The sequence below is a fragment of the Pseudonocardia nematodicida genome (genome assembly GCF_040105385.1).
GTDB classification, from domain to species: Bacteria; Actinomycetota; Actinomycetes; order Mycobacteriales; family Pseudonocardiaceae; genus Pseudonocardia; species Pseudonocardia nematodicida.
Genome location: NZ_JBEDNQ010000016.1, coordinates 25,961 through 48,281 on the forward strand (window position 1 = coordinate 25,961; position 22,321 = coordinate 48,281).

At 73.2% G+C, this 22,321-nt stretch carries 21 protein-coding genes; 11 read left to right on the plus strand and 10 right to left on the minus strand.

Annotated features, from left to right (window positions below; translation table 11 throughout):
• The first annotated feature begins 65 nt into the window (after positions 1–65).
• The gene (locus WIS52_RS29675; RefSeq protein ID WP_349301726.1) at positions 66–1,025 is read left to right on the plus strand and encodes an ROK family protein; all 960 of its coding nucleotides are present in this window, start codon (positions 66–68) and stop codon (positions 1,023–1,025) included.
• A gap of 8 nt (positions 1,026–1,033) precedes the next feature.
• Here the strand turns inward: WIS52_RS29675 and WIS52_RS29680 are convergent, their stop codons facing one another.
• Both WIS52_RS29680 and WIS52_RS29685 read right to left on the minus strand, forming a co-directional pair.
• Entirely contained in the window at positions 1,034–1,996 is a 963-nt protein-coding gene (locus WIS52_RS29680; RefSeq protein WP_349301727.1) for a helix-turn-helix domain-containing protein, read from the minus strand.
• A 129-nt stretch (positions 1,997–2,125) separates the two neighbouring features.
• Positions 2,126–2,998: a helix-turn-helix domain-containing protein gene (locus WIS52_RS29685; protein WP_349301728.1), complete on the minus strand. Its 873-nt coding sequence runs from the start codon at positions 2,996–2,998 to the stop codon at positions 2,126–2,128.
• Between the two features lie 375 nt (positions 2,999–3,373).
• On the opposite strand from WIS52_RS29685, the gene WIS52_RS29690 reads away from it, so the two are divergent.
• From WIS52_RS29690 to WIS52_RS29705, 4 genes are all read left to right on the plus strand, one after another.
• A complete protein-coding gene (locus WIS52_RS29690) occupies positions 3,374–4,276 on the plus strand; it encodes a hypothetical protein (RefSeq protein WP_349301729.1) in 903 nt (300 codons plus the stop codon).
• A gap of 183 nt (positions 4,277–4,459) precedes the next feature.
• Positions 4,460–4,864 carry a YidH family protein gene (locus WIS52_RS29695; protein ID WP_349301730.1) on the plus strand — a complete coding sequence of 135 codons (405 nt, stop codon included), beginning with the start codon at positions 4,460–4,462 and terminating at the stop codon, positions 4,862–4,864.
• Complete coding sequence (locus WIS52_RS29700) at positions 4,861–5,190, plus strand: DUF202 domain-containing protein (protein ID WP_349301731.1); 330 nt, start codon at positions 4,861–4,863, stop codon at positions 5,188–5,190. Before WIS52_RS29695 ends, WIS52_RS29700 begins: the two co-directional genes overlap by 4 nt.
• Positions 5,191–5,218: 28 nt before the next feature.
• Entirely contained in the window at positions 5,219–6,910 is a 1,692-nt protein-coding gene (locus WIS52_RS29705; RefSeq protein WP_349301732.1) for an alkaline phosphatase D family protein, read from the plus strand.
• A gap of 16 nt (positions 6,911–6,926) precedes the next feature.
• Here WIS52_RS29705 and WIS52_RS29710 read toward each other — a convergent pair whose 3' ends face one another.
• Positions 6,927–7,709, minus strand: a complete 783-nt coding sequence (locus WIS52_RS29710) for a maleylpyruvate isomerase family mycothiol-dependent enzyme (RefSeq protein WP_349301733.1) — start codon at positions 7,707–7,709, stop codon at positions 6,927–6,929.
• Between the two features lie 87 nt (positions 7,710–7,796).
• Here WIS52_RS29710 and WIS52_RS29715 point away from each other — a divergent pair, with 87 nt between their 5' ends.
• Together WIS52_RS29715 and icmF are read left to right on the plus strand one after the other, a co-directional pair.
• The gene (locus WIS52_RS29715) at positions 7,797–8,192 is read left to right on the plus strand and encodes a hypothetical protein (protein WP_349301734.1); all 396 of its coding nucleotides are present in this window, start codon (positions 7,797–7,799) and stop codon (positions 8,190–8,192) included.
• Between the two features lie 146 nt (positions 8,193–8,338).
• The gene (icmF, locus tag WIS52_RS29720; RefSeq protein WP_349301735.1) at positions 8,339–11,590 is read left to right on the plus strand and encodes a fused isobutyryl-CoA mutase/GTPase IcmF; all 3,252 of its coding nucleotides are present in this window, start codon (positions 8,339–8,341) and stop codon (positions 11,588–11,590) included.
• 19 nt (positions 11,591–11,609) lie between these two features.
• Here the strand turns inward: icmF and WIS52_RS29725 are convergent, their stop codons facing one another.
• From WIS52_RS29725 to WIS52_RS29740, 4 genes are all read right to left on the minus strand, one after another.
• The gene (locus WIS52_RS29725; protein ID WP_349301736.1) at positions 11,610–13,049 is read right to left on the minus strand and encodes an MFS transporter; all 1,440 of its coding nucleotides are present in this window, start codon (positions 13,047–13,049) and stop codon (positions 11,610–11,612) included.
• A gap of 97 nt (positions 13,050–13,146) precedes the next feature.
• Positions 13,147–13,464 carry a transcriptional regulator gene (locus WIS52_RS29730; protein ID WP_349301737.1) on the minus strand — a complete coding sequence of 106 codons (318 nt, stop codon included), beginning with the start codon at positions 13,462–13,464 and terminating at the stop codon, positions 13,147–13,149.
• Positions 13,461–13,922: a hypothetical protein gene (locus WIS52_RS29735; RefSeq protein WP_349301738.1), complete on the minus strand. Its 462-nt coding sequence runs from the start codon at positions 13,920–13,922 to the stop codon at positions 13,461–13,463. Before WIS52_RS29735 ends, WIS52_RS29730 begins: the two co-directional genes overlap by 4 nt.
• Before the next feature lie 491 nt (positions 13,923–14,413).
• Complete coding sequence (locus tag WIS52_RS29740; RefSeq protein WP_349301739.1) at positions 14,414–15,655, minus strand: MFS transporter; 1,242 nt, start codon at positions 15,653–15,655, stop codon at positions 14,414–14,416.
• 68 nt (positions 15,656–15,723) lie between these two features.
• Here WIS52_RS29740 and WIS52_RS29745 point away from each other — a divergent pair, with 68 nt between their 5' ends.
• The gene (locus tag WIS52_RS29745) at positions 15,724–16,620 is read left to right on the plus strand and encodes a LysR family transcriptional regulator (RefSeq protein WP_349301740.1); all 897 of its coding nucleotides are present in this window, start codon (positions 15,724–15,726) and stop codon (positions 16,618–16,620) included.
• A 26-nt stretch (positions 16,621–16,646) separates the two neighbouring features.
• Positions 16,647–17,381: a helical backbone metal receptor gene (locus WIS52_RS29750; protein WP_349301806.1), complete on the plus strand. Its 735-nt coding sequence runs from the start codon at positions 16,647–16,649 to the stop codon at positions 17,379–17,381.
• 32 nt (positions 17,382–17,413) lie between these two features.
• Here WIS52_RS29750 and WIS52_RS29755 read toward each other — a convergent pair whose 3' ends face one another.
• On the minus strand, positions 17,414–18,961 hold the full coding sequence (locus tag WIS52_RS29755; protein ID WP_349301741.1) for a GMC family oxidoreductase: 1,548 nt from the start codon (positions 18,959–18,961) through the stop codon (positions 17,414–17,416).
• On the minus strand, positions 18,958–20,439 hold the full coding sequence (locus tag WIS52_RS29760; protein WP_349301742.1) for an aldehyde dehydrogenase family protein: 1,482 nt from the start codon (positions 20,437–20,439) through the stop codon (positions 18,958–18,960). The genes WIS52_RS29755 and WIS52_RS29760 overlap by 4 nt, the downstream gene beginning before the upstream one ends.
• 117 nt (positions 20,440–20,556) lie before the next feature.
• Between WIS52_RS29760 and WIS52_RS29765 the strand changes: the two genes are divergently transcribed.
• Positions 20,557–21,318, plus strand: a complete 762-nt coding sequence (locus tag WIS52_RS29765; protein WP_349301743.1) for an IclR family transcriptional regulator — start codon at positions 20,557–20,559, stop codon at positions 21,316–21,318.
• Here WIS52_RS29765 and WIS52_RS29770 read toward each other — a convergent pair.
• Positions 21,315–21,752 (minus strand): SRPBCC family protein, encoded by a 438-nt coding sequence (locus WIS52_RS29770; protein ID WP_349301744.1) that lies wholly within the window; start codon positions 21,750–21,752, stop codon positions 21,315–21,317. The two genes, WIS52_RS29765 and WIS52_RS29770, sit on opposite strands and share 4 nt — an antisense overlap.
• Before the next feature lie 205 nt (positions 21,753–21,957).
• Between WIS52_RS29770 and WIS52_RS29775 the strand changes: the two genes are divergently transcribed.
• Positions 21,958–22,314 carry a hypothetical protein gene (locus WIS52_RS29775; RefSeq protein ID WP_349301745.1) on the plus strand — a complete coding sequence of 119 codons (357 nt, stop codon included), beginning with the start codon at positions 21,958–21,960 and terminating at the stop codon, positions 22,312–22,314.
• The last annotated feature ends 7 nt before the right edge of the window (positions 22,315–22,321 follow it).

Consider the following 22,321-nt stretch of genomic DNA (forward strand, 5'->3'; position numbering starts at 1 on the left):
TCTTCGACGTCCGCAAACCCGGGGCGGGTGTGGCGCCACGACCGAAGGGTCGCAATCATGCCGGGGTGACGAACGGACGGCGGGCGATCGGGCTCGACATCGGGGGTACGAAGGTCGCCGGAGCGATCGTGGGCGAGGATGGCACGGTCCACGCCGAACTGCGGCGCAACACCCCGGACACCTCGGACTCGGACACGATGAACGACCTCCTCCGGGGGATGGTCGCCGACCTGCGTGCCGGCCCGGCCGGCGACGGGGTGTCCGCGATCGGGGTCGGGGCGGCGGGCACGGTCGAGTGGCCGGTCGGCCGCATCCGGTGGGCGCCGAACAACGCCTACCGGGACTGGGACCTGCGTGGCGAGCTGGAACGGTCGACCGGACTGCCGGCCGTCGTCGACAACGACGGCAACGTCGCCGGCCTGGCCGAGGCCCGGCTCGGCGGCACCCGGCACGACGACATGATCCTGCTGACCGTCGGCACCGGCATCGGCGCCGGGATCGTGCTGGGCGGCAAGATCTACCGCGGACCGCACGGGCTGGGCGCCGAGGTCGGCCACATGAACGTCAACCCGGACGGCCCGCAGTGCGGCTGCGGCAACTTCGGCTGCCTGGAGTCCATGGCCTCGGGTACCGCGCTGACCCGGATGGGCCGCAGCGCGGCCGCGCACGACCCGGACGGCATGATCGCGACGCTGGCCGCCGACGGCGGCGGCGAGGTGGCCGGCCGGCACGTCACGATGGCGGCGATGGCCGGCGACCGCACCGCGCAGTCGCTGTTCCTGCGGCTCGGGCGGGCGCTGGGCATCGGGATCGCGAGCGTCAACGCGATCTTCGAGTTCGAGGCGGTGGTGATCGGCGGCGGTCTGGTCGACGCCGGCGAGCTGCTCCTCGACCCGGCCCGCCGGGCAGCGCGCGAGTTCGCCTACTCCCCCACCTCGCGCCCGATCCCGCCGGTCCTCCCGGCGACGTTCAAGGGGGACGCGGGCAAGATCGGAGCCGGGCTGCTGGCGCTCGAGGAGACCTGAGGAGCCGCTCAGCCCACCAGCCGCAGGTCCCGCTCGCCCGACGCGCGGTAGCGGCCGGGCGTGCGCCCGAACCGGCGGGCGAACGACCGGTTGAAGTGCGCCGCACTGACGAACCCACGAGCACGCCCGATCTCCCCCACCTTCCGATGGGCGTGCGCCGGATCGGCCAGATCCCGGGCGGCGCCGAGCAACCGCTCCTCCCGGACGTACCCCGCGACCGACATCTCGCGCTCGGCGAACAGCAGGTGCAGGTAACGGACCGAGACCGGGACCGCCGCGGCGATCCGGGCCGGATCCAGATCCGCCTCACCGAGGTGGTCGTGGACGTAGCGGACCGCGGCGTCGAACAGGGCCTCGCGCTCGTCGCCGCCGCGGTCCGACGTTCCCTTGCCCCGGGGGAGGGCGCCGAGCACCCCGAGCAGCGCCCCCTCCAGGTCGCCGCCCGGCGGGCCCGCGGCGGAGACCGGTTGCGCGGCTCCGATACCCCGCAGGAGGGACGTGACCAGCAGGGTCGACGCCGCGTCCCGGGGCAGCGGCGCACCGGGGCCGCCGAGCACGTCGCGCAGCATCGGGGCGACCCTCCCGGGCAGGATGACGTGCAACAGGTCGACCGGGCCGGGCGCCTCCACGCGGTACGGCCGGGCGCTGCTGTACCAGGCGAGGTCGCCGGCCCGGGAGGTGCCGCCGCTCTCGCCCTGCTCGATGTCGAAGCTGCCGTCCAGCGTCAGCGTCAGCAGCAGGTCCTCGTCGTCCGCACCGTCGATCAGGCGGTGCGAGCGCTCGGCGACGGACCCGGCGCCGATGACCCTGGTCGTCCGGATCCCCAGGTCGTCACCGGACACGAAACGGGCGCGGGTCGGTGGTGCGGTCACCCGCACGTCCATGGTGTGGATCAACTCGCTGGAGTTCTTCCGCCAGGCGGCCAGACGCTCCTCCGGCGGCAGCGCACTGATGTCGAAGACCCGGCTCACGACCTCGCTCCCGGCGTGGTCGCGGAGACCACGATTGCACGATGCATCCACCCAATCGTAAGAGGCCGCCGCGGCGGTGTCCACGATGTGGGAGGCCCGGTCGTCGTCGCGCAGCCCGGTCGTCGCTGGTCAGCCCGCCCGCGGCAGTGCCGGACCACCGCCGGACTCCCGGTGACGGCCGGGCGTGCGCCCGAACCGGCGGGCGAACGACCGGTTGAAGTGCGCCGCACTGACGAACCCACGAGCACGCCCGATCTCCCCCACCTTCCGATGGGCGTGCGCCGGATCGGCCAGATCCCGGGCGGCGCCGAGCAACCGCTCCTCCCGGACGTACCCCGCGACCGACATCTCGCGCTCGGCGAACAGCAGGTGCAGGTAACGGACCGAGACCGGGACCGCCGCGGCGATCCGGGCCGGGCTCAGGTCGGTCTCACCGAGGTGGTCGTGGATGTAGCGGACCGCCGTGTCGAACAGGGCCTCCCTGGGATCGTCGCGGGGCCGCTGCGCACGACGCGGCAGCGCGCCCAGCAGGCCGAGCAGCGCGGCCTCCAGCGTCCCGGGGGCCGGCCCGCCGACCGACACGGCCTGGGCGGCGACGATCCCGCGCATCAGGGACGCGACCAGGCGGGTCGACGCCTCCTGCGCCGGCAGGGCCGTCGACGGCGGTCCGAGCACGTCGCGGATCAGCGGCCCCACCGACCCCGGCAGCAGTACGTGCAGGAGGTCGAACTCCCCGGGTGCGTGCGCCCGGTAGGACTCCGTGCTCGCGTACCAGGCGAGCCCGCCGCCCCCCACCTGCGCACCGGCGTCGCCCTGCTCGATGTCGATCCGGCCGTCGAGGGTGAGCATCAGGTGCAGCTGGGGAGCCTCGTCACCGCGGATCAGCCGGCTCGGCCGCTCGACGGTGCAGGCCCCGCCGGTGATCCGGATCGTCCGGATCCCCAGGTCGTCGCCGACGACGACCCGCCCGTGCGCCGGACGTCCGTCGGTCAGGATGAGCATGGGGTGGATCAACCTGTCGGCGCCCGTCCGCCAGGCGTCCAGACGGTCGGCGGGCGGCAGAGCGCCGATGTCCATCACCCGGCCCACGGCGTCACCCCGTCACGACGGCGACGATAACCGTTGCATTGCGCATCGCCAATACTGTAGGAGCTGGTCACCGACGGTGTCCACGTCGTCAAGGACCGCTACCCCTGTTGCCCCTCCGCGCACGACACCGTCCCGATGTTGCCCACGGGTGCAGCAGCGCTTTCGTTCCGCACCGCACCCCGCCACGGTGGATGTCACCACCCCAGACCGACACCCGGGTGCCAGGCCCCCGACGGCACCCGGGTGTCAACCACCACCGCGACGGCAACTCTCGGAGGAACGAGAGCCATGATGATCTCTCGATGCAGCACGGCGGCGGCGTACGCCCCGCGGCACGACGCCCCGCACACCGACCCCGGACCGGGCTGCGGCGGCGACCGGAACCGGGAGATCGACGCGCTCGTGCGGCGGGCCCTCGCCCCGAACCGGGTGCGGCTGGCGTGCCCGGGCATGGAGCACCTCGCGCACCGCCTGCTCGACGAGCTCGCGGAACGCGGGCAGGGCGACCTCATGGCCGAGTACGCCGAACCGTTCGTGATCCGCACGATCGCCCGCGTGCTCGGGCTCCCCGATGACGACGCCGACCGGATCCGCCGGTTCACCGAGGACGCCTCCGTGCTCCTCGGCCCGCAGGAGGACCGCGACGGCGAGGGACCGGGCGCCCCGGACCAGCTGCTCCGGTTCGGCCGGGTGGCCGGTTTCCTGGACCACCTGACCGAGCGCATCGCCGAGAAGCGACGCGCACCGGACGGCGGGATCGTCAGCGTGCTGGTGCACGCCGACGGCGCGCGGCCGAGCGACCCGGAGATCCGCAGGGCGGTCGTCGAGCTCCTGCTGTCCGGCCGGTCCGCCGCGCGGATCGTCGGCGGCGCCATCCACCGGTCCACCGCCGGACCCGCGTCGGCCGATGCCGTCGCCGCGGGCCGGTCTCCGGTCCCGGAGCTCCGCGACGGGACCGGCGACCGGAGCGGTGTCGGCGTCGGCCGGCACCTCGTCGACGCCCTGGTGCCGCTGCTCGTGCCGATCGTCGTCGACGCGCTCCTCGACCGGCTGGCGCACCTGCGGGCGGGCGGTCCGCGACGGCCCGCCGCGGCCCCGCAGAGCAGGGCCCCGCGCGCGCTGACCGCGCACTGGACCCTGCCCGACGAGCACCGCCCCCGCACCACCGGGCTGCCCGCGCTGGTCTCCTGATCTCGGGGTGTCCGGATCCCCTCCCCAGGACCGGGGCGGGATGCTCACCTCCCCCCACGAGCATTCCGTCCCGGTCGTCCGGACCTCCTCGTCCCGCCACCGTCCCGGGAGACCCCCGATACCCCGGGACGGTGGAGCGGGTGCGGTCGCGGTCTACGGTCGGCGGGAACGAGAGGACCCCGCATGACGACCCCGTCCCACGACACCGATCCGGCGACCGGCACGGCGTCCCCGCACCGTTTCCCCGCCCGGCTGTTCCGGTGCGGCTCGGAGCCCGACCCGCGCTTCACCCTCGCGAACGAGCGGACCTTTCTCGCCTGGATCCGCACCGCGCTGGCGCTGATCGCCGCCGGCGTGGCGCTGGAGGCGCTGGGCCTCGACCTGCACCCCGAGCTGCGTCTGTCCGCCTCGCTGCTGCTGATCGTCGCCGGGCTGCTGACCCCGCTGCAGGCCTGGGCCGGGTGGTACGGCACCGAACGCGCGCTGCGCCGGTCGCGGCCACTCCCCGCTCCGATCCTGGCGCTGCCAACGGCCGTCGCCGTCCTCGCCGCGGGCGTGCTCGTCGTGCTGGGCGTGCTGTTCCGGTGAGTGCGCTGTTCGACGCCGGCCTCCAGCCGGAGCGGACGGGGCTCGCCTGGCGCCGCACGGCGATCGCCCTCGCCGTCGGCTCGTTGATCGCGCTCCGGGTGCTCCCGGACGCCGGCGGCAGCGCCTGGCTGCTGCTGCCCGGCATGGTCGGGCTGATCACCGCGGCCGGCCTGCTGGTCGCCGCGGAGCGTCGCTACCGGCAGACCCACCGGCGGCTGACCGCCGAGCTGCCCGGCCACGTCGGTGGCGGGGCGATCGTCGCGGCGACCGCGCTGGCCACCGGGCTGCTCGCGCTGGCGGCGCTGCTGTTCGTGCTCACCCGCTAGCCGGTGCGCGGCGTTACGCTCTGTCGCGATGACTCTCCTGCTCGGGCCGGTGCTGCGGCACGTCGACGACACCTCCGCCCTCGTCTGGGTACAGACCGACCGCCGCAGCCGGGTGGAGGTGCTCGGGTGCGGCGCCGACACCGTCGAGATCGCCGGGCTGCACTACGCGATCGTCGTCGTGACCGGGCTCGAGCCGGACACCCGCACCCCCTACGAGGTGCACCTCGACGGTGAGCGGGCCTGGCCACCGCCGTCCTCGCCGTTCCCGGCGAGCGTCATCCCGACCCGCGGACCGGCCAGCGCGTCGCGTCAGCGGATCGTGTTCGGGTCCTGCCGGTACGTGAAGCTGGCCGATCCGAGGCAGGCCCGCCGCTTCGGCCTGGACGCGCTCGACGCCTACGCGACCCGGATGGCGGGCCGGCCGCACGAGGAGTGGCCGACCGTCCTGCTGCTGCTCGGCGACCAGGTCTACGCCGACGAGCTCACGCCGCAGACCCGGCGGCGGATCGCCGGGCGCGGCCGGCGGCGCCCGGAGTGGCCGGACGACGAGATCGTGTCCTTCGAGGAGTACTCCGGCCTCTACCGGGACACCTGGTCGGACCCCGAGGTCCGCTGGATGCTGTCCACCGTCCCGACCGCGATGATCTTCGACGACCACGACGTGCGGGACGACTGGAACACCTCGGGCACCTGGCGCGCACAGGTGGCCCGGCTGCCGTGGTGGCGCGACCGGATCCGGGCCGGCCTGGCGTCGTACTGGATCCACCAGCACCTGGGCAACCTCACGCCGGCCGAGCTGGACGCCGACCCCGACTGGCAGGCGGTGCGGGCCGCCGACGGCGACGCCTGGCCGCTGCTCGTCGAGCGGGCCGACCGCTGGGATCGCGAGACCGGCGAGGGGGAGGCGCGGCACAAGGACGAGCGGTTCACCTTCTGCTGGGAACTCGGCCGCAGCCGGCTGATCGTCATCGACTCGCGCAACGGCCGGATCGTCGAGACGGTGCCGCGCAAGATGGTGTCCGACGCCGAGTTCGACTGGATCACCGAGCGGGCGCTGCGTCCGGGCGAGCTGGACCACCTGGTGCTCGGCACGTCGATCCCGTGGCTGCTGCCCCAGGTGATCTCCGACCTGCAGGCCGCGGTGGAGAAGGGCGCGAACGGCCGCGGACGCGTGGCCCGGGCGTCCGAGTTCCTGCGGCAGGAGGCGGACCTGGAGCACTGGCCGGCGTTCGGGCACTCGTTCGCGCGGATGGCCGAACTGATCCGGGACGCCTCCCGGCCGCGCGGCGAGCACCCGGCCCCGGCGACGGTGTCGGTGCTGTCCGGGGACGTCCACCACTCGTACGCGGCCCGCGCGGACGTGCACGACGGCGCCGGTGGTGATCACTCGCGGGCCTACCAGCTCACCTGCTCGCCGGTGCACAACATCGTGCCCGGGTTCATGCGGGTGCTGTTCCGGGTCAGCTGGTCGCGCCTGCTCGCCCGGCTCTCGACGGGCTGGACGCGCGGCAGCGGGGTCCGGAAGGCCGGGATCACCTGGGAGCGCACCGCGGGCCCGCTGTTCGGCAACCTGATCGCCACCCTGGACCTCGACGGGCGGCGCGCGACCTGCCGCTTCGAGCGGCCACGGACGGCGTCCACGCTGGACGTGGCGGCGGAGGTGGAGCTGACGCCGGAGCGGCCGCGGACCGGCGAGCCGTCGGTACCCGCCGCCCGGTAGCCCGGCGCCACTCCGGTCAGAAGCCGGTGCGGGCCAGCCAGTCGCGCCAGAGGGCGGTGTCCCCGAAGACCTGCAGGCGGTCGTCGTCGGCGGGGATCCGGCGCAGCACGCCCTGCAGCAGGTCGGCCGCCGACGCACGGACCGCGGCGTCGCCCTTGGCGTGACCGTGCTCCCAGGTGACCCTGCCGTCGGCACCCCGGACCGTCCACTCCCCCGCGGTGCCGAGCCCGTCGTCGGTCGCGTGCAGGTGCAGGGTCCGGCCCTCCGGCAGCGGCGGCTCCTCCGCGGCGGGACGGGCCGCGAGCAGGTCGAGCCACTCCGATATCCCGTCGGCCGCCGTCGCCGGGGTGATCTCGAAGGGTACGCCGAGCGCGAGCGCCGCATCGGCCCGGTGCACCGTGGCCTCGTGCACCCGCCGGCGGATCCACCAGGCGGCCGGCTTCGGACCGGTGAACGTCCACACAGGCGCGTCCGGCCCGGCCGCGACGACGGCGTCGAGCAGCTCGGTCGCGCCGTCGCGCAGCCACTGCGCGGCGGCCTCCGGGTCGGGGTCCGGCGGCTTCCCGCCGACCACCTCCCGCGGGTCCAGCACCTCGTCGGCGCCGGACGCGACCATCTGCGCGGCCCAGCGATGACCCCGCCCGACATGCCGCAACAGTTGCGCGACACTCCATCCCGGACAGGTCGGTACATCCAGGGACGGATCGGCTCCGGCCAGCAGCGCGGCGAGCAGATCGGTCTCGGCGACCAGATCGGTCGCATAAGGATCGACCGCGTGGCGACCCGATGTCGCGTTCATGACATTCCCACCCCAACTCCCGAAACACCTCGCGCCCGATCCGGCGAGTCGCGCATGAGGATCAGCCGCGTCGGGTAGGCATAGATCATGCCGCCACACCGCGACTGGACGCGACGCGGAGCGGGGCGCGCGCTGCTGTACTGGCCGATCGTGGCCTTCCTCCTGGTAGCCGCATTCCCGGCCGTCGCAGTGCCGCTCATGATCGGATCCGGGTTCGCACTGCTGACGATCGGGCTCGTCGGCGGCATGATCGGGAAACGTCGGCGGGCGCGCAAGCTCGCGAGGGCCCGCCAGGCACCGGCCGACGTCGTCCGGCCTGCCGTGCCCGCGGCCGATGCCTTCTGGCCCACCGGCCGGCACGCCCGGCAGGCGCGCACCACGGGCCGAGCCTCCGAGGAGCCCGCGGATACGGGTTCCCCCGTCACGCCGGACCCGGTGACCCCGAACCCGGTGATCCCTCCGCCCACTCCGCGCGCGGCCTGACCGCACCACCACGCGCGAGCGCCGCGGCCTGCCGCGGCCGCCACACGATCTGTGACGCCGCACCCGATTTCTTGTACGTCCGATACTAGGATGTCAAACTAAATCGGGCCGGGTCATCGCCGACTCCCCGGCGCCAGGAGCGGGTCATGACCGAGCTGCACGTTCCGTCGAACCCGGTCCGGTTCGTCACCGCCGCGAGCCTGTTCGACGGCCACGACGCCGCCATCAACATCATGCGGCGGATCCTGCAGCGCCAGGGCGCCGAGGTGATCCACCTGGGCCACAACCGGTCCGTCGACGAGGTCGTGTCCGCGGCGATCCAGGAGGACGTCCAGGGCCTGGCGATCTCGTCCTACCAGGGCGGCCACGTCGAGTACTTCTCCTACCTGGTCGAACTGCTGCGCGAACGCGGTGCCGGGCACATCCGGGTCTACGGCGGGGGCGGTGGCGTGATCGTCCCGGAAGAGATCGAGCTGCTGCACTCGCGCGGCGTGTCGCGGATCTTCTCCCCCGCGGACGGCCAGCACCTGGGTCTACCCGGGATGATCAACATCATGATCCGGGAGTGCGACACGGATCTGACGGCCGAGCCACCGTCGTCGGTATCGACGGTCGGCTCCGCACGCTCCGCCTTCTTCGACGGCGTGCTCTCCGGCGAACCGTCCACGCTGGCCCGCGCGCTCACCCTCGCCGAGGCCGGCCGGCTCCCGGAGGAACTGCGCGAGCGGATCGGCGGGACGCAGCGCACGGTGCCGGTCCTCGGCATCACCGGCACCGGCGGCTCCGGCAAGTCGTCGCTGACCGACGAGCTGGTCCGCCGGTTCCGCCTCGACCAGGAGGACAAGCTCCGGATCGCCGTGCTCGCCGTCGACCCGACGAGGCGCCGAGGCGGTGGCGCGCTGCTCGGCGACCGGATCCGGATGAACGCCCTCGGCGGCGAGCACGTCTACTTCCGCTCCATGGCCACCCGCGGCACCGAGGCGGGCTCCCTGCCCGAGCACCTCGGCGACGCGATCGCGGTGCTGCGCGCGGCCGCGTTCGACCTGGTGATCGTCGAGACCCCCGGCATCGGCCAGGGCGACGCCGGCATCGTCGGGTTCGTCGACCACTCGCTCTACGTCATGACGCCCGAGTTCGGCGCGGCCTCCCAGCTCGAGAAGATCGACATGCTGGACTTCGCCGACGTCGTCGCGATCAACAAGTTCGAGCGCCGCGGGGCCGAGGACGCCCGCCGTGACGTCGGCCGCCAGCTGGTGCGCAACCGCGAGGAGTTCGGCGCGAGCTGGGAGGACATGCCGGTCTTCGGCACCTCGGCGGCGACCTTCAACGACGACGGCGTCACCGCGCTCTACCAGCACCTGCGCGACCTGCTGGCGGCCGGCGGACTGACCGTCGCAGAGGGCCGTCTGCCTGCTGTGGACACCAAGACGTCGTCGGAGCACGCGGCCGTCATCCCGCCGGAGCGGGTGCGCTACCTCGCCGACATCGCCGGCACCGTTCGCGGCTACCACGCCGACACCGAGACCCAGGCGGGCGCGGCACGCACCGTGCAGCACCTGCGCACCGCGCAGCAGCTCGTCGGCGGGTCCGATGTGGATGACGCGCTGGAGCGCGCCGGGAAGGAGCTCCCGGCCGGGTCGGCCGAGCTGCTCGCGGCCTGGCCGCAGCGGGTCGAGGACTACTCGGGCGACGAGTACGTCTACACCGTGCGGGACCGCGAGTTCCGCACCCCGCTGACCCGCGAGACGCTGTCCGGCAACACGCTGCGCCGGGTGTCGCTCCCCCGCTACGACGACGACGCCGAGCTCCTGCGGTTCCTGCGCCGGGAGAACCTGCCCGGGTACTTCCCCTTCACCGCGGGTGTGTTCCCGTTCAAGCGCTCCGGCGAGGACCCGGCGCGGATGTTCGCCGGCGAGGGCGACCCGTTCCGCACCAACCGGCGGTTCACGTACCTCTCGTCCGAATCGGACGCAAAGCGGCTGTCGACGGCGTTCGACTCGGTGACCCTCTACGGGCACGACCCGGACACCCGCCCGGACATCTACGGCAAGGTCGGCACCTCCGGCGTCTCGATCGCCACCCTGGACGACCTCAAGGCGCTCTACGACGGCTTCGACCTGTGCTCACCGTCCACATCGGTCTCGATGACGATCAACGGTCCCGCGCCGACGATCCTGGCCTACTTCCTCAACACCGCGATCGACCAGCAGGTCGAGAACTTCCGCCAGGAGCACGACCGCGAGCCGGACGACGCCGAGCGCGACGAGCTCACCGCCTACGCGCTGGCAAACGTCCGCGGCACGGTGCAGGCCGACATCCTCAAGGAGGACCAGGGCCAGAACACCTGCATCTTCTCCACCGAGTTCTCCCTGCGGATGATGGCCGACATCCAGGAGTGGTTCATCGCCCACCAGGTGCGGAACTTCTACTCGGTCTCGATCTCCGGCTACCACATCGCCGAGGCCGGGGCGAACCCGATCAGCCAGCTCGCGTTCACCCTCGCCAACGGCTTCACCTTCGTCGAGAGCTACCTCGCGCGCGGCATGAGCATCGACGACTTCGCGCCCAACCTGTCGTTCTTCTTCTCCAACGGGATGGACGCCGAGTACACGGTGATCGGCCGGGTCGCCCGCCGGATCTGGGCGATCGCGATGCGCGAGCGCTACGGCGCGAACGAGCGGTCCCAGAAGCTGAAGTACCACGTGCAGACCTCCGGCCGGTCGCTGCACGCCCAGGAGATGGACTTCAACGACATCCGCACCACGCTGCAGGCGCTGTGCGCGCTCTACGACAACGCGAACTCACTGCACACCAACGCCTACGACGAGGCGATCACCACGCCGTCGCAGGAGTCGGTGCGCCGCGCGATGGCCATCCAGATGATCATCAACAAGGAGTGGGGCCTGTCGATGAACGAGAACCCGCTGCAGGGTTCGTTCGTGATCGACGAGCTGACCGACCTGGTCGAGGAGGCGGTGCTGCGCGAGTTCGAGTCGATCACCGAGCGCGGCGGCGTGCTCGGCGCGATGGAGACCGGCTACCAGCGCGGCCGGATCCAGGACGAGTCGATGCTCTACGAGCACCGCAAGCACGCCGGCGAGCTGCCGATCGTCGGCGTCAACACCTTCCTGAAGCCCGGCGACGACGACGGCGGGCCACAGGAGGTCGAGCTGGCCCGGGCGACCGAGGCCGAGAAGCGCTCCCAGCTCGACCGGCTCGAGGACTTCCAGACCCGGCACCGCGACGAGGCGGAACTGGCGCTGCGTCGGCTGCAGGACGTGGCCACCGGCGACGGCAACGTGTTCGACGAGCTGATGCGCGCGGCCCGGGTGTGCTCACTGGGTCAGCTGACGACGGCGTTCTTCGAGGTCGGGGGCCAGTACCGGCGCAACATGTGACGCGCTCCGCGCTGCCGCCTCACCAGCGGCCGCGGTGGTTGGGCACCCGCGCGGCCAGCGTCCCCGCCCCGACGAGCAGCACGGCGAGCACGACGAACGCGATACCGCCGGCGACGCCGGGCCGGTCGCTCGCGCTGATCACCGCGGTGATCGTCGAGACCGCGACGATCCCGCCGATCTGCCGGAACATGATCCGCAGCCCGGAGACGGCGGCCACCTCGTCCGGCACCAGGTGCATCCCCGCGTTGTTCGACGCGGGGATGACCAGGCCGGTGCCGAGCCCGAGCACCGTCGTCCCGAGCAGCAGCCAGAGCTCGGCGCTGACGCCGGGAGGGGGCACCGCGGTCGCGACCAGGCCGGTCACGATCATCGCGATCCCGGCCAGCATCAGCGGACGGTGCCCGGTGCGCCGGAGCAGCACCACCGCGGGCGCCGAGGCGACGATCGTCCCGACCGCGCGGCCGGTCAGCATCACCCCCGCGGCGAGTGGCGCCATGCCGTAGCGGACCTGGGCGTAGAGCGGCAGCGTCGCCGAGAATCCGATCGCGACCGCGCCGAACAGTACGTTGGCCGCGTTCATGCTCCCGAGCCCGCGCCCGGTGAGCAGCCGCAGCGGGATGACGCTGTCGGGCCGCCGGCGGGTGTGCCGGACGAACACGGCCCCGGCCCCGACGGCGACGGCCGCCGAGGCGAGCGTGACGGGCAGGCTCGGCCCGGCGACGCCCAGCGCGCCGAGACGGGTCACGGTGAGCATGAGCCCGAGCAGCGTCAGCACCAGCAGGACGATCCCGCGCACGTCCATCCGCGCCTGCCCCGGCCGGGGCGGATCCGGTACCAGGAGCACGCCCGCGGCCAGCAGCAGGATCCCGGCCGGCAGGTTGACCAGGAAGATCCCGTGCCAGGTCCAGGTGGTGAGGATGACCCCGCCGAGCAGCGGACCGGCGATCGCCCCGATCGGGAACACGCTGGTGAACAGCGCGAGCGCGCGGTCCCGGTCACGGCCGAACTGGTAGGCGACCACCCCGCTGGCGGCGGGCATCATCACCCCGCCGGCGAGCCCCTGGGCGAAGCGGCAGGCGATGAGCTGGCCGATGCTGCCGCTGAACGCGCTGAGCACGGAGAACAGGGTGAACAGCGCGACGCCGCCCAGGAACATCCAGCGCCCGCCGAACCGGTTGGACAGCCACCCGCCCAGCGGCAACGCCAGGATCTGGCCGACCGCCGCGGCGGTGATGACCCAGCCCGTCCACGCGAGGTCGGCGCCGAGGTCGGTGCTGATCGTGGTCAGCGCCGTGGCGACCGAGGTCTGATCCAGCGAGAACATCAGCAACGCCAGCCCGACGACGGCGAACACCGCGTACCGCCGCGGCCGCGGCGGATCGTCGGCCCCCGAGCGCGGCCGCGGCGGGTCTGCGGAGACGGTGCGCGGCCGGTCGGTGTCGTGGGCGATGTCTGACACGAAGTGAGCCACCTGGCGTTGCGGGAGGAAGCGGACTCTTATTTGCTTACCACAAGCTAAGCAAATCGGCCCATCCGGTACCGCACGCCTACGAGGCTCAGCGCCCGGCTCCTCCGGAGACGTCGGTCGGCGACTCGTCGAGCAGCGCACGCAACGCGGCGCGGTGCGCGGTGTAGGCCCGCCGCCCGTCCGCGGTCAGCGAGAAGGTCGTCGTCGCACCCCTGCCCCGGCCGTCCTTGCGGACGGTCACGTAGCCGGCGGCCTCCAGCGCGGACATGTGCTTCGACAGGTCCGACGCGCTGATCCGCAGGTGCTCGGCGAGGAACCGGAACGACGTCGACATCGAGTTGTCGAGCACCGCCATCGCGGCGAGCCGTTTCGGGGCGTGGATGGTCGGGTCGAGGCCGTCGATCACGCCAGGCGCTCCCGGACCGCGGCGGCCGCGCGGTGGTAGGCGCGGTCGAACGCCAGCAGACCGGGATAGCTGAGCAGGACGCCGGCCACGCTCGCGACCGCGATCCCGGCGGTGAGGCCGAGCACGACGACGGCGACGACGAGCACCGCGATCCCGGCGAAGTACTGCCGGTAGACCCGCGTGATCTCCGCGGGCGGGGTGCCCCGGCCGGGCAGCGGCAGGGCGCCGTGCCAGCGGTGCATCCACCGCAGCGCGAGGATGATCGCGCCGAGCAGGCCCACGACGACCGCGAGGAACAGCAGCGCGTGCACCTCGAGCAGCGCGTAGGCCGCGGTGTAGGCGCCGACCCAGAGAGCGAACGCCGGGTACATCCACCGTGGCGTCGCCGGGTAGCTGACGTAGGGCGCCGCCTCCGCACGCTCGATGATCGCAAGATCGTCCCGGGGATCGCTTTCCATGCCGGAAACCGTAGCGAGTGGTTTCCGGTGTGGCAAGTGGAAAGCGATCGACCGACCTGCCGGTCTGACGCTGGTTCAGCGGCGCGCGCGACGGCGTCCGCGGTTCCAACCACCGAGAATGCTGAGGGCCTCGACGAACGATTCGGCGGCCTTCGACAGCTTGCGTCGAGCCTTCCGCATGGTTCCTCCCGGGTGACGTTCGGGGTGCTGGGGAGACTCCACCGTCTCAGACCGGGTTGCGCGGCTGACACCGGGTCGCCTACTCCACACGGGTGAGCGATGCTTCCGTGGTGGTAGCGAGATCACCCGTTCGCCTGCCCTCGACCGGCGTGTCGATCATCGCCCGACCGGGGCGACTGCGACATCCCGTGCCGGACAACCCGATGCATCCGGCTGGGTGATCTGCCGCTGACGGCGCCCCGCACGGACGACGCACCTGGCCGTGCGCGGGAACGGCGTCGCGGTGCGGGCCGAGCCACGGAGTGGCGCAGCTACCGGGCGGGCGCCGGGATGCGCCGCAGGGCCAGTGCGAGCCCGAGCGCGCCGAGCAGCAGCGCGGTGACGTAGCCCGCGACGCCGGTCCACCCGGCGTGGTCGAAGACGACGCCGCCCACCGCGCCACCGGCGCTGGACCCGGCGTAGTAGGCGACCAGGTAGAGCGACGCGGCCTGAGCCGGCACCGCCCCGGCCAGCAGCGCCGAGCGCCGGCCGACCCAGCTGCTGGCGACCGAGTGCGCGCCGAAGAACCCGACGGTGATCACCAGGAGCCCGGCGAGCACGGCGCCCAGCAGGTCGGGCACCGTCGTCCAGATCCCGGCCAGGGTGAGCAGCACCGAGGTCCACAGCACCGGACGCCGGCCGAACCGGTCTCCCAGCCGCCCGGCGCCGGTCGACGCCCAGCTCCCCGCGAGGTAGCCGAGGAACACCAGCCCGACCAGCGCACCGGGCAGCGCGAACGGCGGCGCGAGCAGCCGGAAGCCCAGGAAGTTGTAGACCGTGACGAACGCGCCCATCAACAGGAAGGCGATCCCGAACAGGCACAGCAGACCGGGGTCGGTCAGGTGCCGGCGCAGCGGCGCGCCGAGATCGCGCAGCCGGGTCCGCGCGGGCGTCGGCGCGGTGGGCGGGGGCAGCAGCAGCCGGAAGGCGACCGTCGCCGCGACCGAGACCGCGCCGACCGCGGCCAGCCCGGCGCGCCAGCCGCCGAACTCGGCCACCCAGGACGCCACGAGCCGCCCGGAGAGCCCACCGAGCGAGTTCCCGGCGATCAGCAGTCCGACCGCGCCACCCAGGTACCGCGGCGACACCTCGTGGGTGAGGTGCGCCATCGACAGCGCGGGCAGCGCGGCGAGCGCGACCCCCTGCAGTGCGCGGATCACCACGAGCGCCTCGAAGGTCGGCGCCAGCGGGGCCAGCACGGCCAGCACCGCCGAGACCGCGAGCGCCCAGGTCATCACCCGGGCCCGGCCCCACGACTCGGTGACGGCGGACAGCGGCAGCACCGCCAGCGCCAGGGTCCCGGTCGTCGCGGACAGCGCCAGACTGGCGGTCGACGAGCCGACACCGAACTCCGCCGACAGGGTCGGCAGCAGCCCCTGCACGCTGTAGACCAGCACGAAGGTGGCCAGCCCGGACAGCCACAGCGCGGCCCCGAGCCGGCGGAAACCCGGAGTGCCACGTTCGTGCGGCGGCGCGGTGCGCTGCTCGGTCGCTGTCCGCCCGGTCGTTGTCATCGCACACGACCGTAGGCTCCACCTCTACGATGAGTCCAATGCATGATTGCGCGCCGTACGATGCAGAAGTGCATGAGTCGCTCGCGCCCGCGCTGTACCGGTTCGCCGCCGTCGCACGGACCGGGCACCTGACCCGGGCGGCCGAGGAGATCGGCGTCCCGCAGCCGACGCTGTCCCGGGCGATCGCGCGGCTGGAGGACGACCTCGGCGTCGCCCTGTTCCGGCGGGCCGGGCGGGGGCTGCGGCTCACGGCGGCCGGGCAGGCCTTGCGCGTCCGGGCCGACGCCGCGCTCGCCGAGCTGGCCGCCGCGGCCGCGGAGATCGCCGGCGACGCCGACCCGGCCACCGGCCGGGCCTCGCTCGGCTTCCTCGGCACGATGGGCCCGGTCGCCGTGCCGAGGATCCTGCGCGGGCTGCGGCGCACGTCGCCGGGGATCCGGATCGAGCTCGTCCAGAGCCCGCACGCGGCGCTGCTGGAGCGGGTCCGGGCGGGCACCGTCGACGTCGCGCTGACCTCGCCGATGCCCGACGAGCCGGACCTCACCGCCGTCGTGCTCGCCGAGGAGGAGCTGCGCCTGGCGGTCCCGGTGTCGCACCGCCTCGCCGCCGCCCCGGCCGGCGTCGAGCTCGCCGCGGCCGCGGGCGAGCCGTTCCTGCTCTTCGCGCCGGGCTACGGCCTGCGAGGCCAGGTCGAGAGCTGGTGCGCCGAGGCGGGTTTCCGGCCGCAGCCGGCCTTCGAGGGCGGCGAGACGGAGACGCTGCGCGGGCTCGTCGGCGCGGGCCTCGGCGTCGCGCTGCTGCCGGCCGGGCCGGACGTCCCCGGCGTCGTGCAGCTTCCCGTCCGTGCACCGCGCACCGTGCGCCCGCTCGGCATGGTGCACCTGTCCGGAGATCGGCCGACGCCGCCGGTCCGCGCCCTGTGCACGTTCCTCACCGCTCACGGGCACACGCTGCTCGGCATCTGAGCGGTTACGGTCAGGGGGTGCGACGGGTGATCGACGACGAGGGCCGCGACGTCGCGGTGCCGGAGCGGGTGCGGCGCGTGGTGTCGCTCGTGCCCTCGCTGACCGAGGCCGTCGAGGTGACGGCGCCGGGGCTGGTGGTCGGCGCGACCGACTGGTGCACGCACCCGCCCGGCCTCGCCGCCGACCGGGTCCGCGGCACGAAGAACCCGGACGTCGAGAAGATCGTCGCGCTCGCCCCGGACCTGGTGCTGGCCAACCAGGAGGAGAACCGGCTCCCCGACCTCGACGCCCTGCGCGACGCCGGGATGCCGGTCTACGTCACCGACATCCGCGACGTCGACGGCGGGCTGGACTCGCTCGGCCGGATGCTGGCCGCGTGTGGACTGTCCGAACCGGACTGGCTGCGCGAGGCCCGGTCGCGGTGGGCGGCGATCGAGCCGCTGGACCCGCCACGCCACGCCGTCGTGCCGATCTGGCGACGGCCGTGGATGGCGGTCGGGTCGGACACCTTCACCGGCGCGATCCTGGAACGGCTCGGGATCGTCAACGCGCTCGGCGACTCCCCCGAGCGCTACCCCCGGTTCGACCCCGCCGACCTCCCCGACCACGACCTGGTCGTGCTGCCGGACGAGCCGTACCTGTTCACCGCCGACGACGGCCCGGAGGCCTTCGCCGCGCCGTCCGTGCTGGTCAGCGGCCGGCTGCTGACCTGGTACGGCCCGAGCCTGGTCGAGGCGGCGAAGGCGCTGCCGCGCCTGTGAGTACTTTTCGTGGTCAGGACCACGAAAAGTACTCACAGGCGGACGAAGTCCGCACACTTCTCCCCGATCATCATCGTGGTGATGTTCGGGTTGATCGCCGGCAGGAACGGCATCGCCGAGGCGTCCGCGACCCGCAGGTTCGACACCCCGCGCACGCGGAGCTGCGGGTCCAGGACGGCCATCGGGTCGTCGGAGGTGCCCATCTTCGCCGTGCAGGCCGGGTGGTAGACGGTGTTGTGGGTCTTCGAGATGTAGTCGGCCAGCTCGTCGTCGGTGACCGCGTCCGGGCCCGGCGCCAACTCGGCGGCCACCCACTCCTTCAGGGCCGGTTGCTCGGCGATGCGCCGCGCCAGCCGGATGCCGGCGGTCATCACCCGCATGTCGTGACCCTCGGGGTCGGTGAAGTACCGCGGGTCGACGCGGGCCCGGTCGCGGAAGTCGCGGGTGCGCAGCCGCACGGTGCCCCGGGACCGGCCGCGGGTGACGTTCGGGGTCAGGCAGAACCCGTTGTCGGTGGTCGGGTAGCCCCAGCGCAGCGTGTTCATGTCGAACGGCACCGAGCCGTAGTGCATCATCAGGTCCGGCCGGTCCAGGCCAGGGTCGGTGCGGTGGAACAGGCCGATCTCCCACCACTGGGTCGACTCGGTGACCATCGGCTTCGCGGCGTCCCAGAAGACCAGTCCCTCGACGTGGTCGTCCAGGTTGGACCCGACGCCGGGGGCGTCCACCCGCACATCGATGCCGAACTCGCGCAGGTGCTCCCCCGGGCCGATACCGGAGAGCATCAGCAGCTTCGGGGTGTCGATCGCGCCGGCGGAGAGGATCACCTCGCGGTCGGCGCGGACGGTCTCCCGGCCCGGGCCGATCCCGCGCTGGTACTCGACGCCGACGGCCCGATCACCGTCGAAGAGCACCTGGGAGGCCCAGCAGTCGGTGCGCACCTCGAGGTTGGGCCGCGAGTCCAGGATCGGGTGCAGGTAGGACGCCGACGACGACGCCCGCGTCCCGTCCGGGAACGAGTTGATCTGGAAGTAGCCGGCGCCGTCGGTGACCGTGTGGCCCTCGTTGAACCGCACCGTCGGGAGCCCGACCTCGGCCGCGGCGGCGAGCAGGGCGTTGCCGCACGGGTCGTGCGCCGGGATCTGCATGAGGTTGACCGGGCCGGACCGGCCGTGGCCGTCCCACTCGCCGTCGTTGGTCTCCAGCCGGGCGATCAGCGGCCAGCACTCGTCGGCCGACCAGCCGGTCAGCCCGGACGCGGCCCACTCGTCGAGGTCCTCGCGCGGGGTCCAGAACGCGATGCACGAGTTGTGCGAGGAGCAGCCGCCGAGCACCTTGGCCCGGGCGTGGCGCATGTGCGAGTTGCCCCGCTCCTGCGGCTCGACCGGGTAGTCCCAGTCGTAGCCGGAGTCCAGCAGGTTCATCCAGTCCGTCAGACGGAGGATCGCCTGGTCGCCGACGTCGGACGGGCCGGCCTCCAGCAGGAGCACCCGGGCGGACGGGTCCTCGGACAGCCGGGCGGCGAGCGCGCAACCCGCCGAACCCCCACCGACGATCACGTAGTCGAACGTGTCGGTCATGCCTGCGCCTCCCCCGAGAACCACCGCTGCGGCTCCGGCGCGGTGTTGTGCCAGATGTGCTTGATCTCCTGGTACTCCGCCAGCCCGGTCGGGCCGAGCTCGCGCCCGTTGCCGGAGCGACCCATCCCGCCCCACTCGGCGCCGGGGAAGTACGGGTGGAAGTCGTTGATCCACACGGTGCCGTGCCGCAGCGCGTTCGCGACCCGGTTCGCCCGGGCCATGTCCTGGGTGAACACCGCGCCGGCCAGGCCGTAGCTGGTGTCGTTGCCGAGCCGGATCGCCTCGTCCTCGGTGGTGAAGCGCTCGACGGCCAGCAGCGGGCCGAAGGTCTCCTCCTGGATCAGCCGCGAGCCCGGGGCCAGGTCGGTGATCACCGTCGGGAGGTAGAAGTAGCCGTTCTTCAGCTCGGGGGCGTCCGGGCGGGCCCCGCCGCAGCGGATCGTCGCGCCCTCGGTGCGGGCGGCCGCGACGAAGTCCTCGATCTTGGCCAGGTGCGCCGCGGAGACCAGCGGGCCGACCTCCACGCCGTCGTCCAGCCCGTTGCCCAGCTTGATCAGCTGCGCCCGCCGGACGATCTCGTCGACCACCTCGTCGGCGATCGAGTCCTCGATGATCAGCCGGGCGCCGGCCGAGCAGACCTGGCCGGAGTGCAGGAACACCGCGAGCATCGCGTAGTCGACGGCGAGCTCGATGTCGGTGTCGGCGAAGACGATGTTCGGGTTCTTCCCGCCGAGCTCGACCGCGGTGCGCTTCACCGTCTCCGCGGACGCCCGGATGATCGACTGCCCGGTGCTGAGCCCACCGGTGAACGACACCATGTCGACTCCCGTGTGCGAGCTGAGCGGCGCGCCCACCGACGGGCCGTCGCCGAGCACGATGTTGACGACGCCGGCCGGGATCCCGGCCTCCTCGCACAGCTCCACCAGGACGACCGAGGTCAGCGGGGTGACCTCGCTGGGCTTGATCACCATGGTGTTGCCGGCCGCGATCGCCGGGGCGACCTTCCAGGACAGCTGCAGCAGCGGGTAGTTCCACGGCGTGATCAGCGCGCAGACCCCGACCGGCTCGTGCACGATCCGCGAGACGACGGTGGCCGAGCCGGCGTCGACGATCCGTCCGGCGTCCTTGCCCGCCAGGCCCGCGTAGTAGCGGAAGACCGCGGTGACGTCGTCGACGTCCTGGCGGCCCTCGGCGATCGTCTTGCCGGTGTCCAGGGTCTCGGTGCGGGCGATCTTCTCCCGGTCCCGGACCAGCAGGTCGGCGATCCGGCCCAGGATCGCGCCGCGCTCGTCGGACGAGGTGGCGCGCCAGGCACCGGCGGGGTCGAAGGCCCGGCGCGCGGCGGCGACGGCACGGTCGACGTCGTCCGGACCGGCCTGGTCGACCTCGGTCACCGTCGAGGCGTCGTAGGGATTGATCACCGGTGCGGTTCCGGCGGAGCCGGTCGTCCAGGTTCCGTCGATGTAGAGGCTCGGCACGGTGGGCAGCGTTTCCGAGCGGGACGAACCGCGCAAGCCCGGGCTCGGGCCCGATGAGGATCCTCACCCGACCCGGGGGCGGACGCGGGGGCGAGTAATAGGCGATAGGGTTGCGCCATGGGCAACCCGGTGCGGAGTCGCGAGACGGGAGTGCAGTCGGTCGACCGTGCGATCACGGTCCTCGAGCTCATCGCCGGCCGTGGGGAGGCCGGGGTCAGCGAGCTGGCCACCGCGCTCGACGTCCACAAGTCCACGGCGTTCCGGCTGCTCGACACCCTCGAGGAGCACGGTCTGGTGGAGCAGATCGGTGACCGCGGGAAGTACCGGCTGGGCTTCGGCCTGATCCCGCTGGCCGGGCGGGTCGCCGAACGGCTGGAGGTCACCACCCAGGGCAGGCCGGTGTGCGACGAGCTGGCCTCCCGGATCGGCGAGACCGTCAACATCGCGATCCCGGACCGGGGGTTCGCGGTGAACGTCGACCAGGCGCGCGGCCCGGCGATGGTGACGACCTACAACTGGCTGGGCCGGATCACGCCGATGTACAACACCTCCAGCGGCAAGATCCTGCTGGCCGCCGCGGTCGCCGTCGATCCCGACGCGCTCCCGGCGCACCCGGGGCCGGCCGGCCGGGAGGCACTCGCCGAGGAACTGGCGGACGTGTCCACCCGCGGCTACGCGTGGTCGATCGAGGAGTTCGAGACCGGCCTCAACGCCGTCGCCGCGCCGGTGCGCGACCACGCCGGCGACGTCATCGCGGCGCTCTCGGTCTCCGGACCCGCCTACCGGCTGCCCGCGGAGCGGATCGAGGAGATCACCCCGGAGGTCGTCGCGGCGGGCCGCGAGATCAGCAGGCGGATGGGGTTCTGGGAGGCCGGCTAGAGCTTCTCCAAAACCGGCGGCAGCGTGCGTTCCACCTCGTCGCCGATCCGCTCGAACTCCCGGCGCAGGAACGGCGCGGCGAGCTTGAGCAAACCCTTGAACCGCCGGTCGGTCCGGTAGGTCACGGTGCTGCCGCCCTCCTCGGCGGGCTCGACGAGGACGTCGTCGGTCGCGATGACCGTGCTGTTCTCCCCCACGAACCGCAACCGGGCCCCGGTGCACTCGACCAGGGTGTAGGTGAGGGCGGACTCGCGGCCGTTGAACACCGACACGTTGTGCCAGGTGGACCCGACCGCTATCGGCCCACCGTCGTCGGACCGCGTGCAGGACTTCGTTCCCGGGCCCCACACCTCGCAGTGACCGAAGTCGGCCAGGTAACCGAGCACGGTCTCGACGGGTGTGGACACCGTCATCACCCGCTGGACGCCGACCACGTCGCTCCCCTCACCCCGTCCTCGACGGCGAGGATGGTCTCACGACGCCGTTTCATGATCGGGACTGACGCCTCCCGAGGGGACGGGCGATCGCGCCCGCGACGCGCCTCCCGCATCCGGCCGCGGGAACGGCGCCGCCCGGCGCAGACTCCGCGGGCCAGGTACCGGCGCGGCTCCGCCGCCGGCCGACCCGAGGGGGCCACGGATGCGACGACCGGAGACCGGCGACGGCGGAGCGGAGGTCCGGGCCGATCCGGACCTGCTGGACGCGGCCGCGGACGTCCTCGCCGCGATCGGCGACGACCTGGGCGCCGACGCCGCCGTCCGCGGGTCACTGCCCGTACCGGGCTTTCGGGCCGGGTACGCGGCGGACGTGTTCGAGACGGCCCTGGCGGCGGCACTCCGGACTCATGCCGCCCGAGCCCGTTCGGGCGCCGGGGCCCTGCGCTCCACCGCGCACGCGTGGCGGGTGGCCGACGCCGAGGCGGCCGCGGCGTTCGGCACCGCCGCAGTGACACCCGGCGGCACCGCCGCAGTGACACCCGGCGGCGACGGGGGCTGACCCGCAC